Origin of the sequence: Streptomyces sp. NPDC056161 (genome assembly GCF_042268025.1) — a bacterium.
Classification (GTDB): Bacteria; Actinomycetota; Actinomycetes; order Streptomycetales; family Streptomycetaceae; genus Streptomyces.
The window spans coordinates 53686-79637 of record NZ_JBHJUV010000045.1 but is presented as its reverse complement, the minus strand read 5'-3'; the positions used below and the strand labels follow the sequence as shown (position 1 = coordinate 79637).

At 72.9% G+C, this 25952-nt stretch carries 24 protein-coding genes; 3 read left to right on the top strand and 21 right to left on the bottom strand.

Annotated elements, in window-relative coordinates; genetic code table 11:
- Positions 1 to 28: 28 nt before the first annotated feature.
- The gene (locus tag ACFC09_RS33410; protein ID WP_376534451.1) at positions 29 to 892 is read right to left on the bottom strand and encodes an NAD-dependent epimerase/dehydratase family protein; all 864 of its coding nucleotides are present in this window, start codon (positions 890 to 892) and stop codon (positions 29 to 31) included.
- 122 nt (positions 893 to 1014) lie between these two features.
- On the opposite strand from ACFC09_RS33410, the gene ACFC09_RS33405 reads away from it, so the two are divergent.
- A complete protein-coding gene (locus tag ACFC09_RS33405) occupies positions 1015 to 1863 on the top strand; it encodes a helix-turn-helix transcriptional regulator (RefSeq protein ID WP_376534449.1) in 849 nt (282 codons plus the stop codon).
- A 34-nt stretch (positions 1864 to 1897) separates the two neighbouring features.
- Here ACFC09_RS33405 and era read toward each other — a convergent pair whose 3' ends face one another.
- From era to hrcA, 19 genes are all read right to left on the bottom strand, one after another.
- Positions 1898 to 2851 carry a GTPase Era gene (era, locus tag ACFC09_RS33400; protein ID WP_376534447.1) on the bottom strand — a complete coding sequence of 318 codons (954 nt, stop codon included), beginning with the start codon at positions 2849 to 2851 and terminating at the stop codon, positions 1898 to 1900.
- Between the two features lie 308 nt (positions 2852 to 3159).
- On the bottom strand, positions 3160 to 4173 hold the full coding sequence (locus ACFC09_RS33395) for a WxL protein peptidoglycan domain-containing protein (RefSeq protein ID WP_376534445.1): 1014 nt from the start codon (positions 4171 to 4173) through the stop codon (positions 3160 to 3162).
- Between the two features lie 105 nt (positions 4174 to 4278).
- Positions 4279 to 5616 (bottom strand): beta-xylosidase, encoded by a 1338-nt coding sequence (locus ACFC09_RS33390; RefSeq protein WP_376534443.1) that lies wholly within the window; start codon positions 5614 to 5616, stop codon positions 4279 to 4281.
- Positions 5617 to 5774: 158 nt separating this feature from the next.
- A complete protein-coding gene (locus ACFC09_RS33385) occupies positions 5775 to 6251 on the bottom strand; it encodes a hypothetical protein (RefSeq protein ID WP_376534442.1) in 477 nt (158 codons plus the stop codon).
- A 285-nt stretch (positions 6252 to 6536) separates the two neighbouring features.
- The gene (locus ACFC09_RS33380; RefSeq protein WP_376534440.1) at positions 6537 to 6890 is read right to left on the bottom strand and encodes a cytidine deaminase; all 354 of its coding nucleotides are present in this window, start codon (positions 6888 to 6890) and stop codon (positions 6537 to 6539) included.
- Between the two features lie 188 nt (positions 6891 to 7078).
- The gene (locus ACFC09_RS33375; protein WP_376534438.1) at positions 7079 to 7438 is read right to left on the bottom strand and encodes an MmcQ/YjbR family DNA-binding protein; all 360 of its coding nucleotides are present in this window, start codon (positions 7436 to 7438) and stop codon (positions 7079 to 7081) included.
- Positions 7435 to 8739 (bottom strand): hemolysin family protein, encoded by a 1305-nt coding sequence (locus ACFC09_RS33370; protein ID WP_376534436.1) that lies wholly within the window; start codon positions 8737 to 8739, stop codon positions 7435 to 7437. The genes ACFC09_RS33375 and ACFC09_RS33370 overlap by 4 nt, the downstream gene beginning before the upstream one ends.
- Before the next feature lie 11 nt (positions 8740 to 8750).
- Positions 8751 to 9248 (bottom strand): rRNA maturation RNase YbeY, encoded by a 498-nt coding sequence (gene ybeY, locus ACFC09_RS33365; RefSeq protein ID WP_376534434.1) that lies wholly within the window; start codon positions 9246 to 9248, stop codon positions 8751 to 8753.
- Positions 9249 to 9262: 14 nt separating this feature from the next.
- Positions 9263 to 10333: a PhoH family protein gene (locus tag ACFC09_RS33360; protein ID WP_376534432.1), complete on the bottom strand. Its 1071-nt coding sequence runs from the start codon at positions 10331 to 10333 to the stop codon at positions 9263 to 9265.
- A gap of 304 nt (positions 10334 to 10637) precedes the next feature.
- Entirely contained in the window at positions 10638 to 11762 is a 1125-nt protein-coding gene (locus tag ACFC09_RS33355) for a carbohydrate kinase family protein (protein ID WP_376534465.1), read from the bottom strand.
- A gap of 268 nt (positions 11763 to 12030) precedes the next feature.
- Positions 12031 to 13482 carry a glucarate dehydratase family protein gene (locus ACFC09_RS33350; RefSeq protein ID WP_376534430.1) on the bottom strand — a complete coding sequence of 484 codons (1452 nt, stop codon included), beginning with the start codon at positions 13480 to 13482 and terminating at the stop codon, positions 12031 to 12033.
- Positions 13483 to 13828: 346 nt separating this feature from the next.
- On the bottom strand, positions 13829 to 14734 hold the full coding sequence (locus ACFC09_RS33345) for a ribonuclease Z (protein WP_376534428.1): 906 nt from the start codon (positions 14732 to 14734) through the stop codon (positions 13829 to 13831).
- 6 nt (positions 14735 to 14740) lie between these two features.
- Positions 14741 to 15109 carry a histidine triad nucleotide-binding protein gene (locus ACFC09_RS33340; RefSeq protein WP_376534426.1) on the bottom strand — a complete coding sequence of 123 codons (369 nt, stop codon included), beginning with the start codon at positions 15107 to 15109 and terminating at the stop codon, positions 14741 to 14743.
- Positions 15110 to 15297: 188 nt separating this feature from the next.
- Positions 15298 to 18453 carry a S41 family peptidase gene (locus ACFC09_RS33335; RefSeq protein WP_376534463.1) on the bottom strand — a complete coding sequence of 1052 codons (3156 nt, stop codon included), beginning with the start codon at positions 18451 to 18453 and terminating at the stop codon, positions 15298 to 15300.
- Positions 18454 to 18597: 144 nt separating this feature from the next.
- The gene (locus ACFC09_RS33330) at positions 18598 to 19230 is read right to left on the bottom strand and encodes a hypothetical protein (RefSeq protein ID WP_376534424.1); all 633 of its coding nucleotides are present in this window, start codon (positions 19228 to 19230) and stop codon (positions 18598 to 18600) included.
- 96 nt (positions 19231 to 19326) lie between these two features.
- A complete protein-coding gene (locus ACFC09_RS33325; RefSeq protein WP_376534422.1) occupies positions 19327 to 20064 on the bottom strand; it encodes a 16S rRNA (uracil(1498)-N(3))-methyltransferase in 738 nt (245 codons plus the stop codon).
- Positions 20061 to 21179, bottom strand: a complete 1119-nt coding sequence (locus ACFC09_RS33320) for a nitronate monooxygenase (RefSeq protein ID WP_376534420.1) — start codon at positions 21177 to 21179, stop codon at positions 20061 to 20063. Before ACFC09_RS33320 ends, ACFC09_RS33325 begins: the two co-directional genes overlap by 4 nt.
- A 269-nt stretch (positions 21180 to 21448) precedes the next feature.
- Positions 21449 to 22585: a molecular chaperone DnaJ gene (gene dnaJ, locus ACFC09_RS33315; RefSeq protein ID WP_376534418.1), complete on the bottom strand. Its 1137-nt coding sequence runs from the start codon at positions 22583 to 22585 to the stop codon at positions 21449 to 21451.
- A complete protein-coding gene (hrcA, locus tag ACFC09_RS33310) occupies positions 22585 to 23601 on the bottom strand; it encodes a heat-inducible transcriptional repressor HrcA (RefSeq protein ID WP_376534416.1) in 1017 nt (338 codons plus the stop codon). Before hrcA ends, dnaJ begins: the two co-directional genes overlap by 1 nt.
- A 173-nt stretch (positions 23602 to 23774) precedes the next feature.
- Between hrcA and ACFC09_RS33305 the strand changes: the two genes are divergently transcribed.
- Together ACFC09_RS33305 and ACFC09_RS33300 are read left to right on the top strand one after the other, a co-directional pair.
- Entirely contained in the window at positions 23775 to 24497 is a 723-nt protein-coding gene (locus ACFC09_RS33305; RefSeq protein WP_376534414.1) for an MBL fold metallo-hydrolase, read from the top strand.
- Between the two features lie 34 nt (positions 24498 to 24531).
- Positions 24532 to 25380 (top strand): DUF3097 domain-containing protein, encoded by an 849-nt coding sequence (locus ACFC09_RS33300; protein ID WP_376534412.1) that lies wholly within the window; start codon positions 24532 to 24534, stop codon positions 25378 to 25380.
- Here ACFC09_RS33300 and ACFC09_RS33295 read toward each other — a convergent pair.
- Positions 25358 to 25936 carry a Uma2 family endonuclease gene (locus ACFC09_RS33295; RefSeq protein ID WP_376534411.1) on the bottom strand — a complete coding sequence of 193 codons (579 nt, stop codon included), beginning with the start codon at positions 25934 to 25936 and terminating at the stop codon, positions 25358 to 25360. The two genes, ACFC09_RS33300 and ACFC09_RS33295, sit on opposite strands and share 23 nt — an antisense overlap.
- Positions 25937 to 25952 lie beyond the last annotated feature (16 nt).

Genomic DNA, 25952 nt, shown 5'->3' with positions numbered 1-25952 from the left:
GGCAGGCACTGCCCGGCCGCCGGGGCCGTCACAGGGCGCCCGCGTCCCGGGCCGTCCACAGCGTCGGGTACAGCGGGCGGAAGCCCAGTTCGCGCCGGATGCGGTCGGTGGACATCACCCCGTACCAGGGATCGGGGTCGGTCCGGGTGTGGGCCTCCTCGTGCAGGCCGACGCCGAGGATGCCGTGGATGTCCAGTGCGGTGACCGCGGTGTCGTCGGCGATGTTGTAGACGCGGCCGGTGACGCCGGGGGCGTACAGCAGCCGCGTCAGCCCCAGGGCGACGTCGGCCACGTGGACCAGGTGGAAGCGCTTGGCCGCGGGCCAGTCGGCGAGCCAGCCCACGGACCGGGCAAGATGCGGGTCGCCGTCGCCGTACACGAAGGCGAGGCGGCCCACCCGGACGTCGAGCGGGGCGAAGGCCGCGTCGGACAGCAGCGCGTGCTCGGCCGCCGCCTTGGACCGCGGGTAGGCGCCCCACAGGTCCCCGCCGGGCACGCTGTCGTCGTCCTCGACGTGCGGGCGGGCGCGTCCGGAGCCGTACACGAGGCCGGTGCTCACCTGCACGAAACGCCGTACGCCCGCGGCGACGGCGGCCCGGCCCAGCTCCAGGGCCGCGTCCCGGTTGACGGCCAGCGCCTCCTCCTCGGGTACGCCCCGGAAGGCGGCGGCGACATTGACGACGGCGTCGGCCCCGGCGACGGCCCCGCCCAGCGCGTCGGTGTCACGGAGGTCACCCACGGCGACCTCGGCGCCCAGGTCGGCGTAGGCGGCGGCGCGCTTCTCGTCCCGCACCAGGACCCGGACGCGCTCGTCGGGCCCGGCCTGCGCGAGCAGCCGGGGCACCAGGCCGCGGCCGACCTGTCCGGTGGCGCCGGTGACGAGTGTCAGCATGATCTGTTCCTCTCGGTTGGTGCCTCCACCCTGGGACGGACGGGCGACCACCGGGAGAGACCTCCCGATCAGAGGATCGGGAGGCCCTGGATAAGCCGGACGGACTGGGCCAGGCTGAAGGGGTGAACCGAGCCGAACTCGCCGACTTCCTGCGCCGCAGCCGTGCCCGGCTGGACCCGCGCGACGTGGGTCTGACCGCGGGCCCGCGGCGGCGTACGCCCGGCCTGCGCCGCGAGGAGGTGGCCTCCCTGGCGGGCATGTCCGTCGACTACTACGCGCGTCTGGAGCAGTCCCGCGGCCCGCGCCCGTCCCGCCCGATCCTGACCGCGCTGGCCCGGGCGCTGCGCCTGCGGGACGACGAACGCGACCACCTCTTCCATCTGGCGGGCGAGGAGCCGCCGCGCCGCGAGGCCGCGTCCGGGCACGTACGCCCCGGCCTGCTGCTGGTCCTGGACCGGCTGGACGACACCCCCGCTCTGGTGATCACGGACTGCGGTGAGGTCCTCGCCCAGAACGCGGCGTCGCGGGCGCTCTCCGGCGACCTGGCCGGCCGGCCGCCCGGCGAGCGCAACCTGATCCGCCGGTTCTTCCTGGAGCCGGCCGCCCGCCAGATGATCCCGGCACAGGACCGGGCGGAGCACGCGCGCCAGCACGTGGCCGGGCTGCGGGCGGTGGCGGCGGCCCGCCCCACGGACCCCGAACCGGCCGGGCTGGTCGCCGAACTGCGGGCGGCCAGTGAGGAGTTCGCCCGGCTGTGGGAACAGCACGAGGTCGCCGTGCGCCGCGCGACGACGAAACGGTTCCGGCATCCGCTGGTGGGTCTGCTGGAGATGGACTGCGAGGTGCTGCTCGACGACGAGCAGCACCATCACCTCGTCATCCACACGGCCCGTCCGGGCACCGAGTCCCACGAGCGGCTCCGGCTGCTGTGCGTGCTGGGCCTACAGGACATGACAGCGACCCGGCCCTGACCGTCCGGCCGGGTGCGGGCGGTGCCCGCGGTGTCTAGAACCCGAGCTTGCGCAGCTGCCTGGGGTCGCGCTGCCAGTCCTTGGCCACCTTCACATGCAGGTCGAGGAAGACCGGCGTGCCCAGCAGTGCCTCGATCTGTTTGCGGGACTTGATGCCCACGTCCTTCAGGCGCTGGCCCTTGGGGCCGATGACGATGCCCTTCTGGCTGGAGCGTTCGATGTAGAGGTTGGCGTGGATGTCCAGCAGCGGCCGGTCCGCGGGGCGGTCCTCGCGCGGGAGCATCTCCTCGACGACCACGGCGATGGAGTGCGGCAGCTCGTCCCGGACGCCCTCCAGCGCGGCCTCGCGGATCAGCTCGGCCACCATGACCTGCTCGGGCTCGTCCGTGAGGTCACCCTCGGGGTACAGTGCCGGGCCCTCGGGCAGCAGCGGGACCAGCAGGTCGGCGAGGAGTTCCACCTGTTTGTCGCCGACCGCCGACACCGGGACGATCTCCGCCCACTCGAAGCCCAGCTCCTTGCCCAGCGCGTCGATGGCGATCAGCTGCTCGGCGAGGGCCTTGGAGTCCACCAGGTCGGTCTTGGTGACGACGGCGACCTTCGGGGTCTTCCGGATACCGGCCAGTTCCTTCGCGATGAAGCGGTCGCCGGGACCGATCTTCTGGTCGGCGGGCAGGCAGAAGCCGATCACGTCCACCTCGGCCCAGGTGGTGCGGACCACGTCGTTCAGCCGCTCGCCCAGCAGCGTGCGCGGCTTGTGCAGGCCGGGGGTGTCGACCAGGATCAGCTGGGCGTCGGGGCGGTGCACGATGCCCCGTACCGTGTGCCGGGTGGTCTGCGGCCGGTTCGAGGTGATCGCCACCTTCTGCCCGACCAGCGCGTTCGTGAGGGTGGACTTGCCCGCGTTGGGCCGGCCCACGAAGCAGGCGAAGCCGGCGCGGTGTACGGCCTCGGCCGACTGCTCGGATGACTGGGTACGAACGCTCATGCCGCCCATTGTCCCTGATCCCGAACGCGGCTCGGTACGGCGGACGGCCGGTGCCGAAGTCCCGCCCCGGCCGCCGCGGGAGGCGGCCGGTACCGGAGTCCCGCCCGGACCGGCGAAGGAGGCGGCCGGCGTCGCGGTCCCCACCGGGTCCCCGCGGGAAGAGGCCGACATCACGGTCACGCGCGAGCCGCCGCGGGAAGTGGCCGGCATCGCCGACCCGGCGCGGGAGGCAGCCGGCGTCGCGGTCCCGCCGCGGGAAGCAGCCGGCTCGGCCGTCCCGCCGGGCCCACCGCACGCACCGGCGGGCGTCACGGCCGTACGCGGCCCGTCGTGGTCTCCGTCGGCGGTGACGGGCGTACGGGTACCGACGGGCAGCGGGCGCGGGACCGGCGTGCCCTGCGGGCCCGGACCAGGAGGGCGGCGCCCGCCACGGCCGCGGCACACACCACCGCCGCCACCAGCCACGGCAGGGCGAGGAACGGGGCGCTCGCCGACTGCCGGGTGCCGGTCGCGTGCGCCGTCAACGTGACCTTCCCCCAGTCGAACTGGGGCGCGTTCCGCCACGGCTCGGTGAGCCGGACCCGCTGACCAGGCAGCAGTTCGGCGGGCATCCCCGTCAGGTCGCGCGCCAGCAGCGTACGGCCGAACAGGCCCCGCGCCGTCAGCTCCACCTTCGGGTCGAGGGTCACGTTGCCGGTGTTGTGCAGCGTGTAGGAGACGGTCGCGGTGCTGTCGCCGAGACCGGGGACGAGCGGCTGACGGTGGCCGACGCGGACGTCCTCGACGGCGAGCGCGGGCACCGCGGGGCCGCTCACCCGCAGATAGACGCGGGCGCCGACCGCCCGCCGCACGCCGAGCGCCACCGATCCGGCGCCCGGATCGATCCGCTCGTCGATCGCCACGATCGCGCCCGGGTGGTCGCCCGGTTCGGCGTCGGCGGGGACGCGCAGGGTGAAGGGCACCTTGACGGTGCGGTGTCCGGGGACGGTGACCCGGGACTTCGTGGGCTTCGCCCAGGCGCCGACCCCCCGCATCCGCTCGTCGGCCGTCCGCACGGCGAAGCCGCCGTCCCGGGCGGTGTTGTAGGCGTCGGCCGCGTACAGCCGGAAGGTGAGGGGTTCGGCGGTCTTGTTGGCGACGGCCACCTCGTCGTCGATGGTCTGGCCGGGGTCGGCGGAGAGGTAGAAGTACGGGCGCGCGGCGGCTTCGGAGGCGACCGGCTGGACGGACCAGCTGCCGTTGTCGGCGGCCCGCGCGGGCGTGGCCGTGAGACCGAGGAGCAGGCAGCACAGGCTCAGCAGGAGGGCGTACGGCTTGCGCATGGGTGCGGACCCCCGCGGGCGTAGGTCGTGGCGGTCGGGCGGGTGCGGACCCCTCCGGGTGCGGACCCGGGTGGAGGGGCGCCCGGCCACCGGTGTCGGGTGCGGTCAGGTGAGGGTGAGCGTGAGGACGCCGGAGTACGCGCCCGGGGGCGTGAACGCCGGTACGTCCAGGGACAGCCCGGCGTCCACGGTGAACTCACCGCCGGTGAGGGTCCCGTCGGGGGTCTGCGCCAGCGTGGCCCCCGAGGCGCCCACGGTGCCCGGCGAACCGGCCGCGCAGGTGCTCGGGCTGCCCGCCTTGGTCGCGCAGGCGGGAGACCAGCTCAGCTTCCCGGCGGCGATCCGGCCGCCGGGACCGGTGAAGTCGGTGACCTTGCCGGTCAGGGACCAGCCCGCGGGCCCGCCGCGGAAGTCCTTGACGGTCACCGTCCGCAGGTCGCCCGTCGAGGCACCGCCCCGGCCGAAGTCGACCGCCGACAGCGCGACGTCGTCCCCGGCGTCCCCGGCCTGGGACATGGACAGCGTGCCCGCCTTGACGGTGGTGGTCAGCTTCTGGCTGCCGTCGGGGACGGGCGTGGTGCCGCCTACGACGTACGCCGCCGGTCCGGCACCCCGGTCGGCGTTCCAGGCGCTGCCCTCGTAGGCCACGATCCCGGTGGTGGCCGGGTCGTTGACGACCAGGGAACCGCTGAAGGAACCCTGGGCGTTCGCGGTCGCGGTCGCCGTGTCCGCGGTCTGCGCGGCCCCGGACCGCCCGGCCAGCGTGACGCTCGCGCCCGGCGTGAAGCCGCTGCCGCTCACGGTGACCGCGGCACCCGGGTCACCCGAGGCCGAACTCAGCGAGATGGCACGGGTGTTGGCGGGCGTGCCGGAGGTCGCCGTGACGGTCTCGGACACCGGGGCGGGCGGGTCGGTGACCGTGCAGGGCGTGTCCAGTTCGAGGATGTAGCTGGTGTGGATGTTGTAGTCGCCGGGCGACAGGGTGATCGCGCCGGGCGAGGTGACGGTGAACGTCCCGGTCATGGAGAACGACGGGAAAGCGCCCTTACCCGGCACGGGTACGTTCTTCTTCGGCCCCGCGACCGTGATGCTTCCGCTCTGTGCGCCGCCGAGGGTGACCTTCCCGGTCGGCGTCATGATGTCGGCCGGCAGGGCGAGGTCGGTGGGGTTGCCTGCGGCGGCCGTGACCACCGTGTAGGTCACGGTGACGGTGTCGCCGACCGCCGGACTCGTGTCGTCCACCGAGATGTTCGCGGTGGTGGTGCCGTCGATCGGCGGCAGGCCCGCGATGGCGGGCGGGATGCAGTGGGTGGCGAAGTCCACGTTGCTGCCCTCGGCGCCTGCCGGGCAGGCCAGGGCGCCGCCCGCGGTGACCGCGAGCGCGGTCGCGCCGAGCAGCGATGCCCAGCGCCACCGTGCGGATCTTCGGAGTGTCGAACCCATGGGCCCCCTCCTGAGGGTTGCGGGCGCAGCGGCTGGGCTGCGCCGCCAGGGGGCCATTGATGTGGAGGTAGCGTGAGAAGTCAATGGAGAAGCGGCAGGAAAACTGACAAGGTGTCAGCTTTCCTGCCGCGGCCTGCCCGTCGGGTCGTTCAGCGGGCTCAGTCGAACACGAACGGTCCCGGCGACTGCTTGCCGGTCGCCTTACAGGTGATGGTGATGCCGAAGACCGTCATCTGCAGCGAGCCGCCGTATGCCTCCAGGCTGTCGCCGGACGCCACGGTGCCGCTGAGCGGGCCGACGGAGACGGGGTCACCGGCGGCCATGGCGGGGTTCTTCTTGCCGCTGAACACCACCGTGCCGCCGCTCGCCTTGACCAGCGTGAGCTTGGACGTGATCGAGTCCGCCGACAGCGCGAGCGGTGCGGTGACCGCGGTGGACTTGAGGGTCATGGTCGCCGCGGTGCCGCTCTGCGTGGCGGTGAGCGTGGCCGCGCCGCCGCCGAAGGTCCCGCAGTCCGCGGTGAGCGTCGCCGACTGCGGGCTGACCGCCAGGGCGGTGGGCGCGAAGGCCAGTCCGGTGACCGCGAGGGCCCCGACCGCCAGTGCCGCACCAGTTGCTGTTCGCTTGCCTCTCATGGGGATCCGGCTCCCTTCCCGTTGCCTGGGAATGCCATGTGGGGATGGACGGGAGGTACGCGCCGACGGACGGCCCCGGACCAGGTGGGTGCGGGCACTCTGTGGGGGCCAGGATCTGACGGTCCGTCGGTTACTTGCGGTTCCATTGATGCGCGGGGCAACGGCGGCGGCAAGGTGGAAATCCGGCCGATTCGGCCAACCTCTCCGGAACCGCTTCGGAACCCCTCCGGAACCGCTTCGGAACCGCTTCGGAACCCCTCCGGAGGGTTTCCGGAACCGCGGCGGTCAGTCCGCCGACAAGGTCAGCCGCACGACCCCGTCGGCCCCGGCCACCAGCACGGGTGTGCCCGGTCCGCCGAGATCCCGTACGGCCGCCAGGTCCTCCGCGGACACGCCCTCCGCCTCGGTCACGACGGCCGCCGCCTCCAGCGACGTCGCCCCGGACGCCACCGCCATCGCCACCGCGGTCCGCAGGGCGCTGAGCCGCAGCGAGGCGAGGCCGACGGTCCCGGCGACATACGTACGGCCGGTCTCGTCGCGTACCGCCGCGCCCTCGGGCACGCCGTTGCGGGCCCGCGTGGAACGGGCCAGGGTGACGATCTTGCGGTCCTCGGGGTCGAGCCCGGTGCTGTCGGTCATGCCCCGAGCATACGAAGGCGCCCGCCGACCGGCCCGCGACGGGGTGTCCGCCCCGGGTGGGGACGACTCCTCGGGCACGGATTCTCAGCAGCAGTCGCCTCAGGAAGTCGCCTCAGGGGCCGATCGTCTCAGGAACAGCCGTGTCAGGGGCGGTCGTCTCAGGGCCGATCGTCTCAGGAACAGCCGTCTCAGGGGCGGTCGAGGCGGAGTCGGTCGGCTCGTGGCAGACCGGCCACGACGAGGTCGTACGAATCCTCGACGAGTTCCCGGACGAGCCGGTCCGGGAGTTCGCCGTCCACCGTGACGGTGTTCCAGTGCCGCTTGTTCAGATGCCAGCCCGGCACGATCAGACCCGGGTGGTCGGCACGCAGCCGGACCGCGTCCTCCGGGTCGCACTTGAGGCTGACCTTCAGGGGGCGGCCGTCCAGGCCGGTCAGCGCGAAGACCTTGCCCAGCACCTTGAAGACCGAGGTCTCCGGGTTGAACGGGAAGTCCTCCACCGACGCGTTGAAGGAGAGGCAGAACGAACGCAGCTCCCCGGGAGTCACTCGTCCTCCTTGACCGGCTCCTCCGCCGGGCTCACCGGCTCCACCAGCACGGTCACGATCTTGTTCCGGCGGCCGGCCGCGGCCTCCGCCGTCAGCCGCACCTCCCGGCCGTCCGGCAGCTCCACGGCGGCCGAGGCACCGGCGATCGGCACCCGGCCCAGTGCCTTCGCGAGCAGCCCGCCGACCGTCTCGACGTCCTCGTCGTCGTACTCCTCGATCCCGTACAACTCGCCGAGGTCGGTGATGTCCAGACGGGCCGTGACCCGGTAGCGGTCGTCGCCCAGCTCCTTCACGGGCGGCAGTTCGCGGTCGTACTCGTCGGTGATCTCGCCGACGATCTCCTCCAGGATGTCCTCGATGGTGACGATGCCGGCCGTGCCGCCGTACTCGTCGATGACGACCGCGACGTGGTTGCGCTCCTTCTGCATCTCCCGCAGCAGATCGCCGGCGTTCTTGGTGTCGGGCACGAAGACGGCGGGCCGCATGGCCGTGGACACCAGGTCGCTCTCCGCTTCACGGCTGATGTGCGTCTTGCGGACCAGGTCCTTCAGATACACGATCCCGACGATGTCGTCCTCGCTCTCACCGGTGACCGGTATGCGCGAGAAACCGGATCTGAGGGCCAGGGTGAGGGCCTGGCGGATGGTCTTGTACCGCTCGATGACGATCAGGTCGGTCCGCGGGACCATGACCTCCCGCACCAGGGTGTCGCCGAGTTCGAACACCGAGTGCACCATCCGGCGCTCGTCGTCCTCGATCAGCGATTCCTGCTCGGCCAGGTCGACCAGCGCGCGCAGCTCCGCCTCGGAGGCGAACGGGCCGCGGCGGAAGCCCTTGCCGGGGGTGAGCGCGTTGCCGATGAGGATGAGCAGCGACGGGATCGGGCCCATCACCCGGGCCAGCGGCACCAGTACGTAGGCCGCCGCGGTGGCCGTGTTGAGCGGGTGCTGGCGGCCGATGGTGCGCGGGGAGACACCGACGGCGACGTACGACACGAGGACCATGACGGCCACGGCGACGAGCAGGGCCTCGGCGGTGGAGCCGGGGAACTCCTCCAGGCAGGCGTAGGTCACCAGGGTCGCCGCGGCCATCTCGCAGGCCACCCGGACCAGCAGCGCGACGTTGAGGTAACGGGTGGGGTCGGCGGCCACCTGGGCGAGCTTGGCGCTGCCGCGGCGGCCGGACTTCACGGCCCCGTCGGCGCGGAAGCTGGACACGCGCGCGAGGCCCGCCTCCGCACAGGCGGCGAGCCAGGCGACGACGACCAGCGCGACCGCGCCGAGGACGATCTGGGCACTCATGGCGGCCCCGCCTAGGAGACCGTGGGCGCCGGGGACGGGCCGGTCAGGCCCTTCTCCGCACGCCAGCCGTCCACGATGGCCGCCTGGAGGCCGAACATCTCGGCCTTCTCGTCGGCCTCCTCGTGGTCGTAGCCGAGCAGGTGCAGCACTCCGTGGACGGTGAGCAGCTGGAGTTCCTCGTCCATGGAGTGCTGCGTCGGGGCCTCCGCCCCCTGCTTCGCTGCGACCTCCGGGCACAGCACGATGTCGCCGAGGAGTCCCTGCGGCGGCTCGTCCTCGTCCTTGCCGGGCGGTCGCAGCTCGTCCATCGGGAAGGACAGGACATCGGTCGGGCCCGGCAGGTCCATCCACTGGATGTGCAGCTGTTCCATGGCATCGGCGTCCACGACGATCACCGACAGCTCGGAGAGCGGGTGGATGCGCATCCGCGCGAGTGCGTAGCGGGCGATGTCGAGGATCGCCTGCTCGTCGACCTCGGTTCCGGACTCGTTGTTGACGTCGATCGACATGGTGCTGTGCTTGTCTACTTCCCCTTGTGCCCGGCCTTGCTCCGGCCGCCCTTGTGCGTGCCGTTCTCGGTGCCGTGCTTGCTGTCGTACTTCTCGTACGCGTCGACGATACGGCCCACCAGCTTGTGCCGTACGACATCGTGGGACGACAGCCGGGAGAAGTGGACATCGTCCACCCCGTCCAGGATGTCCTGGACCTGTCGCAGACCGGACTTGGTGCCGTTCGGCAGGTCCACCTGGGTCACGTCACCCGTGATCACGATCTTGGAGTCGAAGCCGAGCCGGGTGAGGAACATCTTCATCTGCTCGGGGCTGGTGTTCTGGGCCTCGTCCAGGATGATGAAGGCGTCATTGAGGGTCCTGCCCCGCATGTACGCCAGCGGCGCCACCTCGATGGTCCCCGCCGCCATCAGCCGCGGGATCGAATCCGGGTCGATCATGTCGTGCAGGGCGTCGTACAGCGGGCGCAGGTACGGGTCGATCTTCTCGTAGAGGGTGCCGGGCAGGAAGCCGAGGCGCTCGCCCGCCTCGACCGCGGGGCGGGTCAGGATGATGCGGTTGACCTGCTTGGACTGGAGCGCCTGGACGGCCTTGGCCATGGCGAGATACGTCTTGCCGGTACCTGCGGGGCCGATGCCGAAGACGATCGTGTGCTTGTCGATCGCGTCGACGTAGCGCTTCTGGTTGAGGGTCTTGGGGCGGATCGTGCGGCCACGCGAGGACAGGATGTTCTGCGTCAGCACCTGGGCCGGGGTCTCCTGGCCGTCGCTCTCCCCGTTCTCGCTCGCCTTGAGCATGGCGATCGAGCGTTCCACTGCGTCCTCCGTCATCGGCTGTCCGGTGCGGAGCACCAGCATCATCTCGTCGAACACGCGCTGGATGAGGGCGACTTCACCTGGGTCGCCGACCGCGCTGATCTCGTTGCCCCGGACGTGGATGTCGGCCGCCGGGAAGGCCGTCTCGATCACGCGCAGGAGGGAGTCGCCGGAACCCAGCACGGTGACCATCGGGTGCTGGGCGGGGACCGTGATCTGTGCTCTCGCCTGCTCCTGCGCGGGGCTGTGAGCTGTGGGTGTCTGAGTCATGGGCCGGCGCTTAAGGCCTGCGGTTCCTCCTCGTCACGGCCGCATAGCTGAGGGCGGCCTCGCGCTTCCAAGACTACGACGGGGCACCGACAACGCCGTAGGGCTTTTCATCGGGTGATATGGGACGGGGAGGGTGCGGACGGCTCAAGATGGGGTGCGCGGGGGCCGTCCGGCGTCTCGCGGAGTGGCGCGCGGGAGCCGTCCGGCGCCACGCGGAGTGGCGCCGGGGCCTTCCGGCATCACGCCGAGCGGCGCATGGGGCCGTCCGGCGTCACGCCGAGCGGCGCGCGGTTGTCGGACGGTGTCACGCCGAGCGGCCGAAGCCGATCGTGGGGACCGCGCGGCGGCGGGGCCACGGCCGGATCCGTTCCTCCGGCACCAGCCGCTCCAGGAACGCGTACCGCCGCAGGGCGGCCGGGTCCTGGCCGTCGACCGACTGCACCCGCCGCCACCAGGCCCCGATCTCCGCCCAGCCGGGGGCCGACAGGGAGCCGCCGAACTCCTGGACGGACAGCGCCGCGGTGAGTCCGGCGAAGGCCAGCCGGTCCGCCAGCGGCCAGCCGGCCAGGGTGCCGGTGACGAAACCCGCCACGAAGACGTCACCGGCGCCCGTCGGATCGAGGGCTTCCACGGCGATGGCGGGGACCTCGGCGGTCTCCGCGGTGCGCCGGTCGACCGCGTAGGCGCCTTCGGCACCGAGCGTGACCACGGCCAACGGTACGTGATCGGTCAGCGCGTGCGCCGCAGCCCGCGGGCAGGCGGCACCGGTGTAGCGCATCGCCTCCTCGGCGTTGGGCAGGAACGCCTCGCAGTGGTGCAGGTCGGCGAGCCCGGCCAGGTCCCAGGCGCCCGTGTCGTCCCACCCGACGTCCGCGAAGATGCGGGTGCCCTCGCGGGCGGCCTGGGCGATCCAGGGGGCGCTGATGCCGGGGGTCAGGGCCGCGACCGCGGCACGCGCGCGTGGCGGGCAGTCGGGGGCCGTTCCCTCGGGGGGCGGCTCGTGGCCGTGGGAGACCATGGTGCGTTCGTTCTCGTAGGCCATGGAGACGGTCACCGGGGAGTGCCAGTCGGGGACCGTGCGCGAGGCGGACAGGTCGATGCCCTCTCCCTGGGCGAGCGCGTCCCAGCAGTACTCGCCGTAGTGGTCGTCGCCGAAGGCCGCGGCGAGGGAGGTCCGCAGGCCGAGCCTGGCCAGCGCCGCGGCCATGTTGGCGACGCCGCCGGGACTGGATCCCATGCCGCGGGCCCAGGATTCCGTGCCGCGTACGGGGGCGGAGTCGAGTCCGGTGAAGATGATGTCCAGGAAGACGGTGCCGGTCAGGTAGACGTCCCAGGGCGGGTCGCCGGGCGCGCGCAGGGCGGCCAGCGGGTCGACGTGGACCTGCCCGTGCTGCGGCTGGGTGAGGTGCTCCGGTTCCTCTCGGGCCATCGCGTTGGACGCGGTCACGGTGTGCTCCCTGACGTGGTACGGATCAAGCCAGTGTGCACCCTTTTTCCGTGACGGGAGTCACTTTGGGCCACAGAAGTGCCCCTTGGTGTCCGTGGGAACGGGTCGGGCGCCGCCCGGGGGAACGGTCATCCCGGGCGAACCGGGCGGCGCGACTCGCGCCGCCTGCCGGTGCCGTCACCCGGCGCCGCCGCCCAATAGAGACTTCGCGATGGGGACCTCACTGACGGGGACCTCACTGACGGGGACCTCACCATCGGGGGACGGCCGGGGTGACCCACTCGGGATCGACGACTCGCATCGCCGCCGCGTCGTCGCGTTCCCTGAGCCGTCCGTCGTCGGCGGCCCACCGGCGGTGCAGGAACTCCAGCCGGTCGCGGTCGAGTTCGACGCCGAGGCCGGGCGCGTCCGGCACGGCGAGGCTGCCGCCGGTGAAGGTGAGGCGTTCGGTGAGGACGTCCTCCGACTGCCAGGGGTAGTGGGTGTCGCAGGCGTGGTGCAGGTCGGGGAGGGTGGCCGCCACGTGGGTCATCGCGGCCAGGCTGATCCCCAGATGGGTGTTGGAGTGCATGGAGACGCCGACGCCGAAGGTCCGGCAGACGGCGGCGAGTTGCTGGGTGTTGCGCAGTCCGCCCCAGTAGTGGTGGTCGGAGAGCACCACCTGGACGGCGCCCGCGGTGAACGCCTCCTGGATCTCGGCGAAGGTCGTCACGCACATGTTGGTGGCCAGTGGAAGCCCACCGTCCGGTCGCGGTCCGCCCTGGTCCGAGGCGCTTCCCACCGCCTCCTTCAGCCCCTCCGGATCCAGCTCCTTCCGCCCCTCCGACCCCTTCCGTCCTTCCGGACCCTTCGGTCCTTCCGGCTGCTTCAGCCCTTCCGGCCCTTTCATCCCTTTCAGTCCGGCGGCGACCTCGGCCATGGCGGGGGTGCCGAGCGCCGGGTCCTCCAGGTATTCGAGGACGTCGGCGAGTTCCTTCGCGACGGTGAGCGCGGTCGGGACGGACCAGGCGCCGTTGGGGTCGAGCCGCAGCGGGTGGCCGGGGAAGGTCCGGGCCAGGGCGCGCACGGCGGCGATCTCCTCGGCGGGCGGGAAGACGCCGCCCTTCAGCTTGAAGGAGGTGAAGCCGTACCGGTCCGTGAACTTCCGTGCCTGCTCGACGATCCCGGCCGGGTCGAGGGCCGCGCCCCAGTCGTCCCGCTCGTGGGGAACGCCCTCGGGGTGGTCGGCCCATTTGTAGAAGAGGTACGCGCTGTACTCGACGGCGTCGCGGACCTTGCCGCCGAGCAGCGCGTGCACGGGCAGGCCGAGCGCCTTGCCGAGGGCGTCGAGACAGGCGACCTCGAAGCCGGAGACGACGGACAGCCGGAGCTTGTCGGCGGTCTGGACGCCGCGCAGGCCGCCGACGTCGACGGCCTCGCTCACCCGGGAGGAGTCCACCGCGACCTCGTCCATGATGGTGAACAGGCTGTTGAGGTCGGACACCCGGCGTCCGGTCAGCCGACGCGCGAACGGCCTTGCCAGCTCCAGGTACTTGGTGTCCCCGTAGGTCTCGCCAATCCCCGTGACGCCGTCCGCGGTGATCACCTCGATGATCAGCCGGGGCGTGTACGGCTGGTGCACGCCCTGCGTGTTCAGCAGCGGCGGATCGGCTACGAGGATCGGGGTCAGCCGGGTCTCGGCGATGGTCAGGTCCCGGGTCACAGGGCGGCTCCCACGAGGTCGAGTCCGGTGGTCGGCCGGGTTCCCGGGTCGCCGGGGTGCCCCACCGTGCCCGTCTGGGTGGTCACCCGTGCTCATCTCCCCACGCGGCCGACATCCACATATGAAAACAGAGGTTAGGTACGCGAACAGCGGGCGTCAATGGTCACCAGGGCGCCACCCGCTCCGACCACTCCGACCACTCCGACCGCCACAACTGGTCACCGCCGTCACCGCGACCAGTCACCGCGACCGGTCACCCGGTCACCGCGTCACCGCGTCACCGCGACCGGTCACCGGCTCACCGGCTCACCGGCTCACCGGCTCACCGCGACCGGTCCCGGCTCTCTCACCTGCGCTTGGGAAGCGGCACGCGCAGCAAGTCGTACGCCACGGTCAGCTCCCCCTCGAAGCCCGCGGACCGGGCCTGCCGCTCGAAGAGATCCGGGTCCGGGTAGCGCTGGCTGAAGTGGGTGAGCACCAGCTGTCGTACCCCGGCGTCCCGGGCCGCGCGGCCGGCCTGCCCGGCGGTCAGGTGCCCGTGCTCCGCGGCCAGTCCGGCGTCCTCGTCCAGGAAGGTGGACTCGATGACGAGCAGGTCGCAGCCCTCGGCCAGCGCGTGCACCCCGTCGCACAGCCGGGTGTCCATGACGAACGCGAACCGCTGCCCGCGCCGCACCTCGCTGACGTCGTCGAGCGTCACTCCGCGCAGGACGCCCGCGCGTTGCAGCCGTCCGACGTCCGGTCCCGCGATCCCGTGCGCGGCGAGCCGTTCGGGCAGCATCCGGCGCCCGTCGGGCTCGACGAGGCGGTAGCCGTACGACTCGACGGGATGCGACAGCCTGCGGGCCTCAAGGCTGTAGGCGGGGGTCGCCGCGAGGGTGCCGTCGCGGTCCACCGGGGCCTCGGTCAGCTCGACGGTCTCCCGGTAGGCGGTGGCGTACCGCAGCCGGTCGAAGAAGCGCTGCCCGGAGCGCGGGTAGTGGGCGGTGATCTCGTGCGGCACCCGGTCCAGGTTGATCCGCTGGATCACCCCGGCCAGGCCCAGCGCGTGGTCCCCGTGGAAGTGGGTGACGCAGATCCGGTTCAGGTCGTGGGCGGCGACCCCGGCCCGCAGCATCTGGCGCTGGGTGCCCTCGCCGGGGTCGAAGAGGATCCCCTCCCCGTCCCACCGCAGCAGGTAGCCGTTGTGGTTGCGGTGCCGGGTGGGGACCTGGCTGGCGGTGCCGAGCACCACCAGTTCACGGACGGACACGGCGGTCTATCCGGGCGGCCACTGCATGCCGCGGCCGCCGAGGACGTGCGCGTGGGCGTGCCAGACCGTCTGGCCGGCGCCGCTGCCGGTGTTGAAGACGGTGCGGTAGCTCTCCAGCTTGTCCTCGTCGGCGACGGCCTTGCTCTCGCGCAGCACGTCCGCGGCGAGCGACGGGGCGGCCGAGGCCAGTTCGGCCGCGTCGCGGTAGTGCGCCTTGGGGATCACCAGGACGTGCGTGGGCGCCTGGGGGTTGATGTCCCGGAAGGCGAGCGTGGTCTCGGTCTCACGGACGATCGTCGCCGGGATCTGACCCGCGACGATCTTGCAGAACAGACAGTCGTCCCGCGGTGTTCCGTCCGCTTGTTCCCCTGCCATGCGTGTGCCTCCTCACGCCGGATGATCTGGTACGGGTGCATGGTAGCGAGGGCCGTCGACGCCGGGCCGCCGGGAACGGCGCCCGAGCCGCGCCGGCCGGTCAGCGGCGCCGTCGGGCCGGCCACGCGGTCTCCCGCGCTCCGCCGGACGCCGCGGCGGGCCCCCGCCGACCCGGCGGGGGCCGGGCCTCACGGCAGCTGTGGCGGCGTCTTGGCGGGGGTGGTCTCCAGGGCGGCCAGGGCCAGCGCCACCGCCTCGTCCAGCTGGGGGTCCCGGCCGGCCGCCCAGTCCTGCGGGCGCTGTACCACCTCCACGTCCGGGTCCACCCCGTGGTTCTCCACGCCCCACGCGTAACCCTCCAGCCAGAACGCGTACTTGGGCTGGGTGATCAGGGTGCCGTCGACCAGGCGGTAGCGGCTGTCGATGCCGATTACACCGCCCCAGGTGCGGGTGCCGACCACCGGGCCGATGCCGAGCGCCTTGATCGCCGCGTTGACGATGTCCCCGTCGGAGCCGGAGAACTCGTTGGCGACCGCGACGACGGGCCCGCGGGGCGCGTCCATCGGGTAGCTGATGGGCCGCAAGCCGCGCGGCACGTCCCAGCCGACGATCCGCCGGGCCAGCTTCTCCACGACGAGCTGCGAGGTGTGCCCGCCCCGGTTCTCCCGGACGTCCACCACCAGGCCCTCGCGGGCCACCTCGATCCGCAGGTCGCGGTGGATCTGCGCCCAGCCGGGCGCCTGCATGTCCGGCACGTGCAGATAGCCGAGCCGGCCGCCGGAGCGCTCGTGGACGTAGGCCCGCCGGTCGGCGACCCACGCGTGGTAGCGCAGCGGCTCCTCGTCGCCGAGCGGTACGACGACCGTGTGCCGCAGGTCGCCCCCGCCGGCCGGGGAGACGGTCAGCTCGACCGGCTGCCCGGCCGTGCCGACGAGCAGCGGGCCGGGACCGGTCACCGGGTCGACGGGCAGACCGCCCACCGCGACGATCGCGTCCCCGGCGCGCACCGCGGCGCCGGGCGCGGCCAGCGGGGAGCGGGCCCGCGGGTCCGAGGTCTCCGCGGGCAGGATCCGGTCGACGCGCCAACTGCCGTCCGGGTGCCGGGAGACGTCCGCGCCGAGCAGGCCCTGGCGGGCGCCGGCGCCGTAGCCGCCGCGCGGTGTGACGTAGGCGTGCGAGGTGCCGAGTTCGCCCTGCACCTCCCACAGCAGGTCGACCAGGTCGTCGTGGGTGGCGACCCGGGCGAGGACCGGGCGGTAGCGGTCGAGGACGCCGGCCCAGTCGACGCCGCCCAGGTCGGGCCGCCAGAACTGGTCGCGCATGATGCGGCCGGCCTCGTCGTACATCTGCCGCCACTCGGCCGCCGGGCGCACCGTCTGCCGCACCCGGCCGAGATCGACGGTGACGCTGGTGTCGCCGTCGTCGTCGTGGCCGGCCCGCCGGTCGCTGGGTACGACCCTGAGCCGGTCGTCGGTCCACAGCAGGACGCGTTTGCCGTCGCCGCTGACCTCGAAGTGGTCGGCGTCGGCGGCCAGGTGCTCGATGCGCTGCTGGACGAGGTCGTAGCGCTCCAGTTCGGTCTTCGGGTCCGGGTCGTCGGGTGTGGCCCGGGTGGCGCCGAGGACACCGCGCACCGGGTGGCGCAGCCACAGCACGCCGTCCTTGGCGGCGCGCAGGTTGGAGTAGCGGGCGGCCTCGACCGGGAAGGGGACGATCCGGTCGGCCAGTCCCTCCAGGTCGATACGGGTGGCCGGGGCGCCCTCGCTGTCGGGGGTCTCGTCCCGGTCGGGGGTCTCGAACGGCCGGCCGTGCCGCTGCGGCCCGAACGGGGAGGGCGTGGTCGCGGCCAGGGTGATCAGGTGCGGGCGGTCGCCGACGACGAAGGCCAGGTCGAAGACGTGCTCGTCGTAGACCGGGTCGAAGGACCGGTTGGACAGGAAGGCGAGGTGTTTGCCGTCGAGGGTGAAGGCGGGCGCGTAGTCCCGGAAGCGCAGCGGGGTCGCCTCGGTCACCGACAGGTCGGTGGTGTGGGCGAGGCGCAGCTGGGACAGGGGGTGCGGGCCGGGGTGGGACCAGGCGAGCCAGGCCGAGTCGGGTGAGAAGACCAGCCCGGACACGTCGCCGTCGGCGCTGCGGTCGACCTCGCGGATCTCGCCGGTCTCCCGCTCGACGAGCAGCAGCCGCCCGTCGTGCACGGCGACGGCGGCCCGGCTGCCGTCGGGTGCCATGGCCAGTTCCAGGACCCGGCCCAGCTGTCCCGCGGCGAGCCTGCGGGGGACGGCACCGGGCGTGATGCCGGTCGCGGGCGCGAACTCCAGGGCGTCCTCGCCCTCGGCGTCGGTCACCCACACCGCCCACTCCTCGCCGTCCGCGCGGAAACTGCGCGGCAGCCGGGCGCGCACGCCGGACTCCGCGGCGAGGGCGCGGGCGGGGCCGGAGCGGTGGGTGACCCAGTGCACGCCGCCGCGCACGCAGACCGTGCTGCCGCGCCCGGTGTGGTCGGGGGACGCGGCCCCGAGCCAGCGGGCGGCGTTCACCGGGTACGGCTGGAGGTCCAGGCCGGGCCCGCCCAGCCGGATGTCGAGCCGCCGCGGTTCGGCGCCCGCCAGGTCGTCGAGGAGCCACAGTTGACCGGCGCTGGAGTAGACGACCCGGGTGCCGTCGGAGGCGGCGTGGCGGGCGTAGAAACCGTCGAGGGGGGTGTGCCGGCGCAGCTCGGAGCCGTCGGCGAGGGAGGAGTACAGCGCGCCGGTGCCCTCGTGGTCGGAGAGGAAGGCGATCCGGTCCCCCACCCACAGCGGGTACTCGATGTTCCCGTCCAGGTCCTCGTGCAGCCGGACGAACTCCCCGCCGCCCGCCCGGTCGCCGTCCCGGTCGATCCACAGCTTGCCCGCCGTACCGCCCCGGTAGCGCTTCCACCAGGCGGCCTCGCGGCCCATCGGCGCGGACAGCAGGACGGTGGCCGGTCCGAACGCGACGTCGCCGACGGGCCCGTACGGCAGGGTGTCGGCGGGTCCGCCGTCCAGCGGCACGGCACGGGCCCAGCTGCGGCGCAGGCTCGGCTGGCCCTGGGTGCTGAGCGCCAGGACCCGCCCGTCGGGCGTCCAGCCGCGCACCTGGGTGCGCGCGCTACCCCAGTGCGTCAGCCGCCGCGCCGGTCCGCCGGCGGCGGGGGCGACATGCACCTCGGGGGCGCCGTCGCGGGTGGAGGTCCAGGCGACGGCGGTGCCGTCGGGCGAGATGCGCGGGTGGGTCACCGGTACGTTGTCGGCGCTGACCCGCCAGGCCCGGCCGCCGTCGAGCGGGGCGAGCCAGACGTCGTCCTCGGCGGTGAAGGCGACCAACTCGCCCCGGAGATGGGGAAAGCGCAGATACGAAGACCCTGGGGGGACGTCGGCCGAACCCGCCGCGCTCGCCACGTCCGTCGATATGGACTCAGTCACCCGGTCACCCTATGCAGCAAGCGCCGCCGATGGACGTGGTTCGGATCACTTGCCCGCGACGGGCCGGCATCTCGGGTCGGTCTCGCACCACACGGTACGGGTGACGGTCACGGTGACCGTGGGCGCGGGCCGCGGCCCGCCCGGGGGGCGATAGGTGGCGGACGGGGGACGGTAAGTGACGGACGGAGGGCGGTAGGTGACGGGCGGGGTGTACGGGGGGCCGGGGGTGGCGTCGCAGTCGCCCAGACCGCTGACGTGGAACCGCTCCTTGCCGTCCACCGCGGCGACCAGGTCGCCGCGCACGCACGCGCCGCCGACGGCCCTGGTGATCCGGCCGACGACGGTGATCGTCCGGCCGTCCTTCGTCCGGCCCTGGCAGTCGACGGAGACGACGGTGGTCTCGGTGGCGGCGGGGGTCCGCGCGCCGGCCGGTGCGCCGGCCGGCGTGCCGCGGCCCGGTGTGGCGTCACCGCCGGTGCAGGTCAGCCAGCTCACGTCGACATGTTCCCGTTCGAGCCGGGCCGTCGCGGTCCAGTCGGTGGTGTAGGCGGCCGTCGCGCTGTTCAGGCCGCCGGGCTGACAGGCCGCCGCGCCGCCCACGGCCAGCACCGCGAGCCCCGCCACGGCCCCCGCCCGCGTACCGCGCAACCCACACCGAATCAGCCTGAATGCCCCCATGCAGGGCAGAGTGCCATCGACTACGGCGGCGCGGTAGGCCGTTGACGGCCAGTCACCTGTACGTGTGAGACCGCTCCGGGACGGCCGGGGCGGGGGTCAGGACCAGCGGCCGGTGCGGCCCAGCAGCAGGGCCGCGGCGGCGGTCCCGGCGGTCGAGGTGCGCAGCACCGTGTTCCCGAGGACGTACGGCTCGGCGCCCGCCTGCGCGAAGACCGCCAGTTCCTCCGGGGAGACGCCGCCCTCGGGTCCGACGACCAGCACGATGTCGCCCTCGGCGGGGAGTTCGGCGGTGGCCAGCCGTTCCCGGCCGCTCTCGTGCAGCACGGCGGCGAAGTCGGCCGCGGCGAGCAGCGCGGCCACCTGCTTGGTCGTCGCCGGTTCCGCGACCTCGCAGAAGCGCACCCGGCGGGACTGCTTGCCCGCCTCCCGGGCGGTGGCCCGCCACTTGGCGAGCGCCTTCAGGCCCCGGTCGCCCTTCCACTGGGTGATGCAGCGGGCGGCCTGCCAGGGGACGACGGCGTCGACGCCGACCTCGGTCATGGTCTCCACGGCCACCTCGCCCCGGTCCCCCTTGGGCAGCGCCTGGACGACGGTGATCCGGGGGGTGGCCTCCGCTTCCTCCGAGACCGAGGTCATGTGGACGATCAGCCGGTCCTTGCCCTCGGTGTCGATCACCTCGCACACGGCGTACCGTCCGGCGCCGTCGGTGAGGACGACCTCCTCGCCGGGGCGCAGCCGCTTCACGGAGACCGCGTGGCGGCCCTCGGGCCCGTCCAGGACGTACCGGTGGCCGTCCGGGCGGAAGTGCTCGACGACGAAGACCGGGGCCGTCATCGCAGGTCGCCTCCGGCTGACAACGCTGTCCGGGCGGCGGCGAGTTCGGCCGCCAGGATCTCGACCAGTTCCCCGGCGGGCAGGTCGCGGGCCATCCGGTGCCCCTGTCCCGCCCACAGCGCCATGCCCTGCGCGTCACCGGCCTTGGCGGCGGCCTTGCGCAGCGGCGAGGTCAGGTGGTGGACCTCGGGGTAGGCGGCGGGAGCGTACGGGCCGTGCTCGCGCAGGAACCGGTTGACCAGGCCGCGGGCGGGCCGCCCGGAGAAGGCCCGGGTCAGCTCCGTACGGGTGAACAGGGGGCTGGTCAGGGCCTGCTTGTGCAGGGCGGACGCGCCGGACTCGGGGGTGGCGAGGAACGCGGTGCCGAGCTGGGCGGCGTCCGCACCCGCGGCGAGGACCGCGGCGATCTGCGTGCCGCGCATGATCCCGCCGGCCGCGACGACCGGGATGTCCACGGCGTCGCGGACCTGGGCGACCAGGGAGAGCAGTCCGAGGCCGGAGTGGTCCTTCTCCGGGATGTCGCGATGGGTGCCCTGGTGGCCGCCGGCCTCCACGCCCTGGGCGATCACCGCGTCGGCGCCGGACTGCCGCACGGCCTGGGCCTCCTCCGCGGTGGTCGCGGTGACCAGGGCGAAGGTGCCGACCCGGTGCAGCGAGTCGATGACGTCCCGGGCCGGGACGCCGAAGTGGAACGACACCACCGGTACCGGGTCGTCGAGCAGCACGGCGAGCTTGGCCTCGTAGCCGTCGTCCCGGCCGCTGTCCGGGTCGCCGAGTTCGATCTCGTACCAGGCGGCCTCGCCGGCCAGTTGCTGTGCGTAGATCTCCACCGCGGCGGACGCATGCCCGGCGCCCGTCGCCGTGGTGCCGCCGGCGTTCGCGCCGGGGAATTCGGGCTGGGGCATGAAGAGGTTCACCCCGAAGGGGCGGCTCGTCAGCCCCCGCATCTGCTTGATCTCCTGGTACATGCCGTCGGCGGTCTTGTACCCGGCGGCGAGGAAACCCAGCCCACCGGCCTCGGACACGGCGGCGGCGAGCTGCGGGACGGAGACACCGCCCGCCATGGGGGCCTGCACGATCGGATGTGGGCAGAGATCGGTCAGCGCGGAGGACATGACGGCATGTTGTCACGTCCTCCGAACAAGTCCGAATCCGGCCTTGGCTTGGCATAGGCCATCGGCAACGGACGGTCACCGGCCGTCGGCGGCTCGCGCCGGCGGCCGACGAACGCGTCCTGAGACCGGGAGAACACCCCCTGCCGCCCGGGGTGACGGGCTCCCTCCCGGAGGCCGCCGCCCAGGCCCCCGGCAGGGGAGCCGGGCAGCCCGGGAACGGTCGTTCAGCTCACTCGGCCCGCGCGGCCCGCACCGTCGTCGGGCCCGTGTCAGCGGCCGTTGAACGCGTCCTTCAGCCGCGAGAACAGGCCCTGCTGACCGGGCTGGAACTGGCCCAGCGGACGCTCCTCGCCGCGCAGCTTGGCCAGCTCGCGCAGCACCCGCTCCTGCTCGGGGTCGAGCTTGGTCGGGGTCTGCACCTCGACGTGCACGATGAGATCGCCCCGGCCGCCGCCCCGCAGATGCGTCACACCGCGGTTGTGCAGCGGGATCGACTGACCGGACTGGGTGCCAGGACGGATGTCGACGTCCTCCAGGCCGTCCAGGGTCTCCAGCGGCACCTTGGTGCCGAGGGCCCCGGCCGTCATGGGGATGGTCACCGTGCAGTGCAGGTCGTCGCCGCGCCGCTGGAAGGTGGAGTGCGGCAGCTCGTGGATCTCGACGTACAGATCGCCGGCGGGGCCGCCGCCGGGGCCGACCTCGCCCTCGCCCGCGAGCTGGATACGGGTGCCGTTGTCGACGCCGGCCGGGATCTTCACGGTCAGGGTCCGGCGCGAGCGCACCCGGCCGTCGCCCGCGCACTCCGGGCACGGGGTCGGCACGACCGTGCCGAAGCCCTGGCACTGCGGGCACGGGCGCGAGGTCATGACCTGGCCCAGGAAGGACCGGGTCACCTGCGACACCTCGCCGCGCCCGCGGCACATGTCACACGTCTGGGCGGTGGTGCCCGGCGCCGCGCCCTCGCCGTTGCAGGTCTTGCAGACGACGGCCGTGTCGACCTGGATGTCCTTCGTCGTGCCGAAGGCCGCCTCGTCCAGCTCGACCTCGATCCGGATCATCGCGTCCTGGCCGCGGCGGGTGCGCGAGCGCGGCCCGCGCTGCGACGCCGTGCCGAAGAACGCGTCCATGATGTCGGAGAAGTTGCCGAAGCCACCGGCCCCGAAGCCGCCCGCGCCGGCCCCGCCGGACTGCGAGAGCGGGTCCCCGCCGAGGTCGTAGACCTGCTTCTTCTGCGGGTCCGACAGCACCTCGTAAGCGGCGTTGATCTCCTTGAACCGCTCCTGCGTCTTCGGATCGGGGTTGACATCCGGGTGCAGCTCGCGTGCGAGCCGTCGGAAGGCTTTCTTGATCTCTTCCTGCGACGCGTCGCGGCGCACGCCGAGAACGGCGTAGTAGTCCGTGGCCACTACGACTCCGCCAGGATCTGTCCGACGTACCGTGCCACTGCGCGTACCGCTCCCATCGTTCCCGGGTAGTCCATGCGGGTCGGTCCGACCACGCCGAGCTTGGCTACTGCCTCGCCGCCCGAACCGTAGCCGACCGACACCACGGACGTGGAGTTGAGTCCCTCGTGGGCGATCTCGTGGCCGATGCGCACGGTCACGCCCGGATCCTTCGCCTCGCCCAGCAGCTTGAGGAGCACGACCTGCTCCTCCAGCGCCTCCAGGACGGGCCGGATGGTGAGGGGGAAGTCATGTCCGAAGCGGGTCAGATTGGCGGTGCCGCCGATCATCAGCCGCTCCTCGTTCTCCTCGACGAGCGTCTCCAGGAGGGTGGAGAGCACCGTCGAGACCGTACCGCGGTCCTCGGCCTCGAAGGCGTCCGGCAGGTCCTCGACCAGGTTCGGCACGTCCGAGAAACGACGGCCCGCGACACGGCTGTTGAGCCGCGCGCGCAGATCCGCCAGGGACGTCTCGCCGAACGGCGCCGGGCAGTCGATCATCCGCTGCTCGACCCGGCCGGTGTCCGTGATCAGCACGAGCATCACGCGCGCGGGGGCGAGCGCGAGCAGTTCCACGTGCCGCACGGTCGAACGGGTCAGGGACGGGTACTGCACGACCGCGACCTGCCGGGTCAGCTGCGCGAGCAGCCGCACGGTCCGGGCCACCACGTCGTCGAGGTCGACGGCGCCGTCCAGGAAGTTCTGGATGGCGCGCCGCTCGGGCCCGGTCATCGGCTTGACGCCCGCGAGCTTGTCCACGAACAGCCGGTAGCCCCTGTCGGTGGGGATCCGCCCGGCGCTGGTGTGCGGCTGGGCGATGAACCCCTCGTCCTCCAGCACCGCCATGTCGTTGCGGACCGTGGCCGGGGAGACACCGAGGTTGTGCCGCTCGGTGAGGGCCTTCGAACCCACCGGCTCCTCGGTGCCGACATAGTCCTGGACGATGGCGCGCAGCACCTGGAGTCTGCGTTCACTCAGCATCTCGCGCCCACCTCCAGAAAGTCGTCCCCGCGGCCTTTCGGGTCTTTCGCCTGGCACTCTGTGCAGGGGAGTGCCAGCGTCCCCGGGGCCAGTGTACGGCCGTGGGGTACGCCCCGGGCAAGGCTGGTCACGTCCGTTCGTACCCGGGGACTCCCGGACGCTAGCGTCGCCGTATGAGGGCGACTTGGGAAGAGGCGGGCTGGGAGCGGGTGGCCGCCGGGGTGGGCCGGTGCCGGCTGCCGGGGTGGGACTGCACCGCCGGACTGGTCCTCGGAGAGGGCACGGCGCTCATGGTGGACGCCGGGTCCGGCCTGGCGGAGGGGGCGCGGCTGCGGGCACGGGCCGGGGAACTCGCCGGTCACCGTGTGACGCATCTCGCGCTCACCCACCCCCACTTCGATCATGTCTTCGGCGCCCCGGCGTTCCCGGACGCGGAGGTGTACGCGGCCGCCGGTGTGGACGCGGTGTTCACCCATGAGCGGGACGCACTGCGCCGGGACGCGGTCGACAACGGCCTGGACGCGGCGCTCGCCGCCGAGGCGGCGGCCGCCCTGGTCCGCCCCCGCCACCTGGTCCGGGGCGAGTGGCCGCTGGACCTGGGCGGCGGCCGGCGGGCGGTACTGGCGGTCGTGGGCCCCGGCCACACGGCCCATGACCTGGCGGTACTGGTCCCGGGCGAGCCGGCGGTGGTCTTCTGCGGCGATCTGGTGGAGGAGTCCGGCGAGCCGCAGGCGGGCCCGGACGCCGTGCCGTCCCGCTGGCCCGCGGCCCTGGACCGGCTGCTCGCCCTGGGCGGCGCGGACGCGTTGTACGTGCCCGGTCACGGAGCGGTGGTGGACGCGGGGTTCGTCCGCGCGCAGCGGGACGCGCTGGCCGCGCGGTTCGGCGTGTCGTGATCGCCCGTCCGCGCTTTCTCCTATCGTCATCCGAATGCGCCCACCCGCCTCGGGCCCTTCCGGCCCGCGCCCCCGCACGTACTCACCGGATCTGACCCCGCCCTGGAAGAAGTCCCGGCCCGTGCCCGAGGTCCCGGCCGAGCCCGGTCTCGTGGTGGAGGAGCCCGGCACCGGCTTCTGCGGTGCGGTGATCCGCTGCGAGGCGGGCACGGTGACCCTGGAGGACCGCTTCGGCAAGCACCGCGTCTTCCCGCTCCAGCCGGGCGGCTTCCTGCTGGAGGGCCGGGTGGTGACCCTGGTGCGTCCGTCGGCGGCGGCTTTGGCACGGCCCGCCCGTACGGCGTCCGGTTCGGTCGCCGTCCCCGGCGCCCGCGCGCGGGTGGCCCGCGCGGGGCGGATCTACGTCGAGGGCCGGCACGACGCGGAACTGGTCGAGAAGGTGTGGGGTGACGACCTGCGCATCGAGGGCGTGGTGGTGGAGTACCTGGAGGGCGTGGACGACCTGCCGTCCCTCGTGGCCTCGTTCGCGCCGGGACCGGACGCGCGGCTCGGCGTCCTGGTGGACCACCTGGTCCCCGGCACGAAGGAGTGGCGGATCGCACAGGCGGTGACGAGCGAGCACGCGCTCGTGGTCGGGCACCCCTACATCGACATCTGGGAGGCGGTGAAGCCGTCCGCCCTGGGCATCGCCGGGTGGCCGAAAGTACCGCGCGGGCAGGACTGGAAGACGGGGGTGTGCCGGGCGCTGGGGTGGCCGGAGAACACGGGGGCGGCCTGGCAGGGGATCCTGTCGCGGGTGCGGTCGTACAAGGATCTGGAGCCGCAACTCCTGGGCAGGGTCGAGGAACTGATCGACTTCGTCACGGATAGCGATGGGGCCTGACGCCGGGAAATGTGCCGAAGTCGTGCGTGTCCAGTTCGAGACCCAGAACCTTCAGCGGCAGCGGGTCCCCGAACTTCACGATCTCCTGGCTCCGATAATCGGCGTCCTCGCCCTCGCCCGCGGGTTTCGTCAGCAGCACGCAGTGCGCCATGATCGGGTCCAGGACGAGGTAGGCGGAGATCCTTCCGGCCGCATAGATTGAGCGCTTGATCACGTAATCCTGGTGAATGCTGCTCTTGGAGACGACCTCCACGACCATCGTGACCAGATCGGAGGGCAGCAGACGGCCCGAACCGGGCAGGGCGTCACGCGCCACGATCGCGAGATCCGGTACGGGCTCGCTCGCCTCGTCGACGATGCCGACGTCCTGGGTCTGGAGGGGGTACCAGCGGTCGAGCGGGATCTGCCTCTCCGTATGCAGCACGATCAGGTTGTGCACCAGATCAGGGCTGGCCATCATCACGATTACCCCCCGGAGAAGCTCGACCTTGACGCCCTCGGGAGGCTCAAGCTCCTCGAAGTACTGGGTCATCCCGCGCTCGTCCACAGCGGTCATCTCCGTGGCCCTCCAC

What these genes read in the sequence shown, in the direction of transcription:
- ACFC09_RS33410 (WP_376534451.1), bottom strand. Translation starts at nt 892, where the DNA reads ATGCTGACACTCGTCACCGGCGCCACCGGACAGGTCGGCCGCGGCCTG.
- era (WP_376534447.1), bottom strand. Translation starts at nt 2,851, where the DNA reads ATGAGCGTTCGTACCCAGTCATCCGAGCAGTCGGCCGAGGCCGTACAC.
- ACFC09_RS33395 (WP_376534445.1), bottom strand. Translation starts at nt 4,173, where the DNA reads ATGCGCAAGCCGTACGCCCTCCTGCTGAGCCTGTGCTGCCTGCTCCTC.
- ACFC09_RS33390 (WP_376534443.1), bottom strand. Translation starts at nt 5,616, where the DNA reads ATGGGTTCGACACTCCGAAGATCCGCACGGTGGCGCTGGGCATCGCTG.
- ACFC09_RS33385 (WP_376534442.1), bottom strand. Translation starts at nt 6,251, where the DNA reads ATGAGAGGCAAGCGAACAGCAACTGGTGCGGCACTGGCGGTCGGGGCC.
- ACFC09_RS33380 (WP_376534440.1), bottom strand. Translation starts at nt 6,890, where the DNA reads ATGACCGACAGCACCGGGCTCGACCCCGAGGACCGCAAGATCGTCACC.
- ACFC09_RS33370 (WP_376534436.1), bottom strand. Translation starts at nt 8,739, where the DNA reads ATGAGTGCCCAGATCGTCCTCGGCGCGGTCGCGCTGGTCGTCGTCGCC.
- ybeY (WP_376534434.1), bottom strand. Translation starts at nt 9,248, where the DNA reads ATGTCGATCGACGTCAACAACGAGTCCGGAACCGAGGTCGACGAGCAG.
- ACFC09_RS33360 (WP_376534432.1), bottom strand. Translation starts at nt 10,333, where the DNA reads ATGACTCAGACACCCACAGCTCACAGCCCCGCGCAGGAGCAGGCGAGA.
- ACFC09_RS33355 (WP_376534465.1), bottom strand. Translation starts at nt 11,762, where the DNA reads ATGGCCCGAGAGGAACCGGAGCACCTCACCCAGCCGCAGCACGGGCAG.
- ACFC09_RS33340 (WP_376534426.1), bottom strand. Translation starts at nt 15,109, where the DNA reads ATGGCAGGGGAACAAGCGGACGGAACACCGCGGGACGACTGTCTGTTC.
- ACFC09_RS33330 (WP_376534424.1), bottom strand. Translation starts at nt 19,230, where the DNA reads ATGGGGGCATTCAGGCTGATTCGGTGTGGGTTGCGCGGTACGCGGGCG.
- ACFC09_RS33325 (WP_376534422.1), bottom strand. Translation starts at nt 20,064, where the DNA reads ATGACGGCCCCGGTCTTCGTCGTCGAGCACTTCCGCCCGGACGGCCAC.
- ACFC09_RS33320 (WP_376534420.1), bottom strand. Translation starts at nt 21,179, where the DNA reads ATGTCCTCCGCGCTGACCGATCTCTGCCCACATCCGATCGTGCAGGCC.
- hrcA (WP_376534416.1), bottom strand. Translation starts at nt 23,601, where the DNA reads ATGCTGAGTGAACGCAGACTCCAGGTGCTGCGCGCCATCGTCCAGGAC.
- ACFC09_RS33305 (WP_376534414.1), top strand. Translation starts at nt 23,775, where the DNA reads ATGAGGGCGACTTGGGAAGAGGCGGGCTGGGAGCGGGTGGCCGCCGGG.
- ACFC09_RS33300 (WP_376534412.1), top strand. Translation starts at nt 24,532, where the DNA reads ATGCGCCCACCCGCCTCGGGCCCTTCCGGCCCGCGCCCCCGCACGTAC.
- ACFC09_RS33295 (WP_376534411.1), bottom strand. Translation starts at nt 25,936, where the DNA reads ATGACCGCTGTGGACGAGCGCGGGATGACCCAGTACTTCGAGGAGCTT.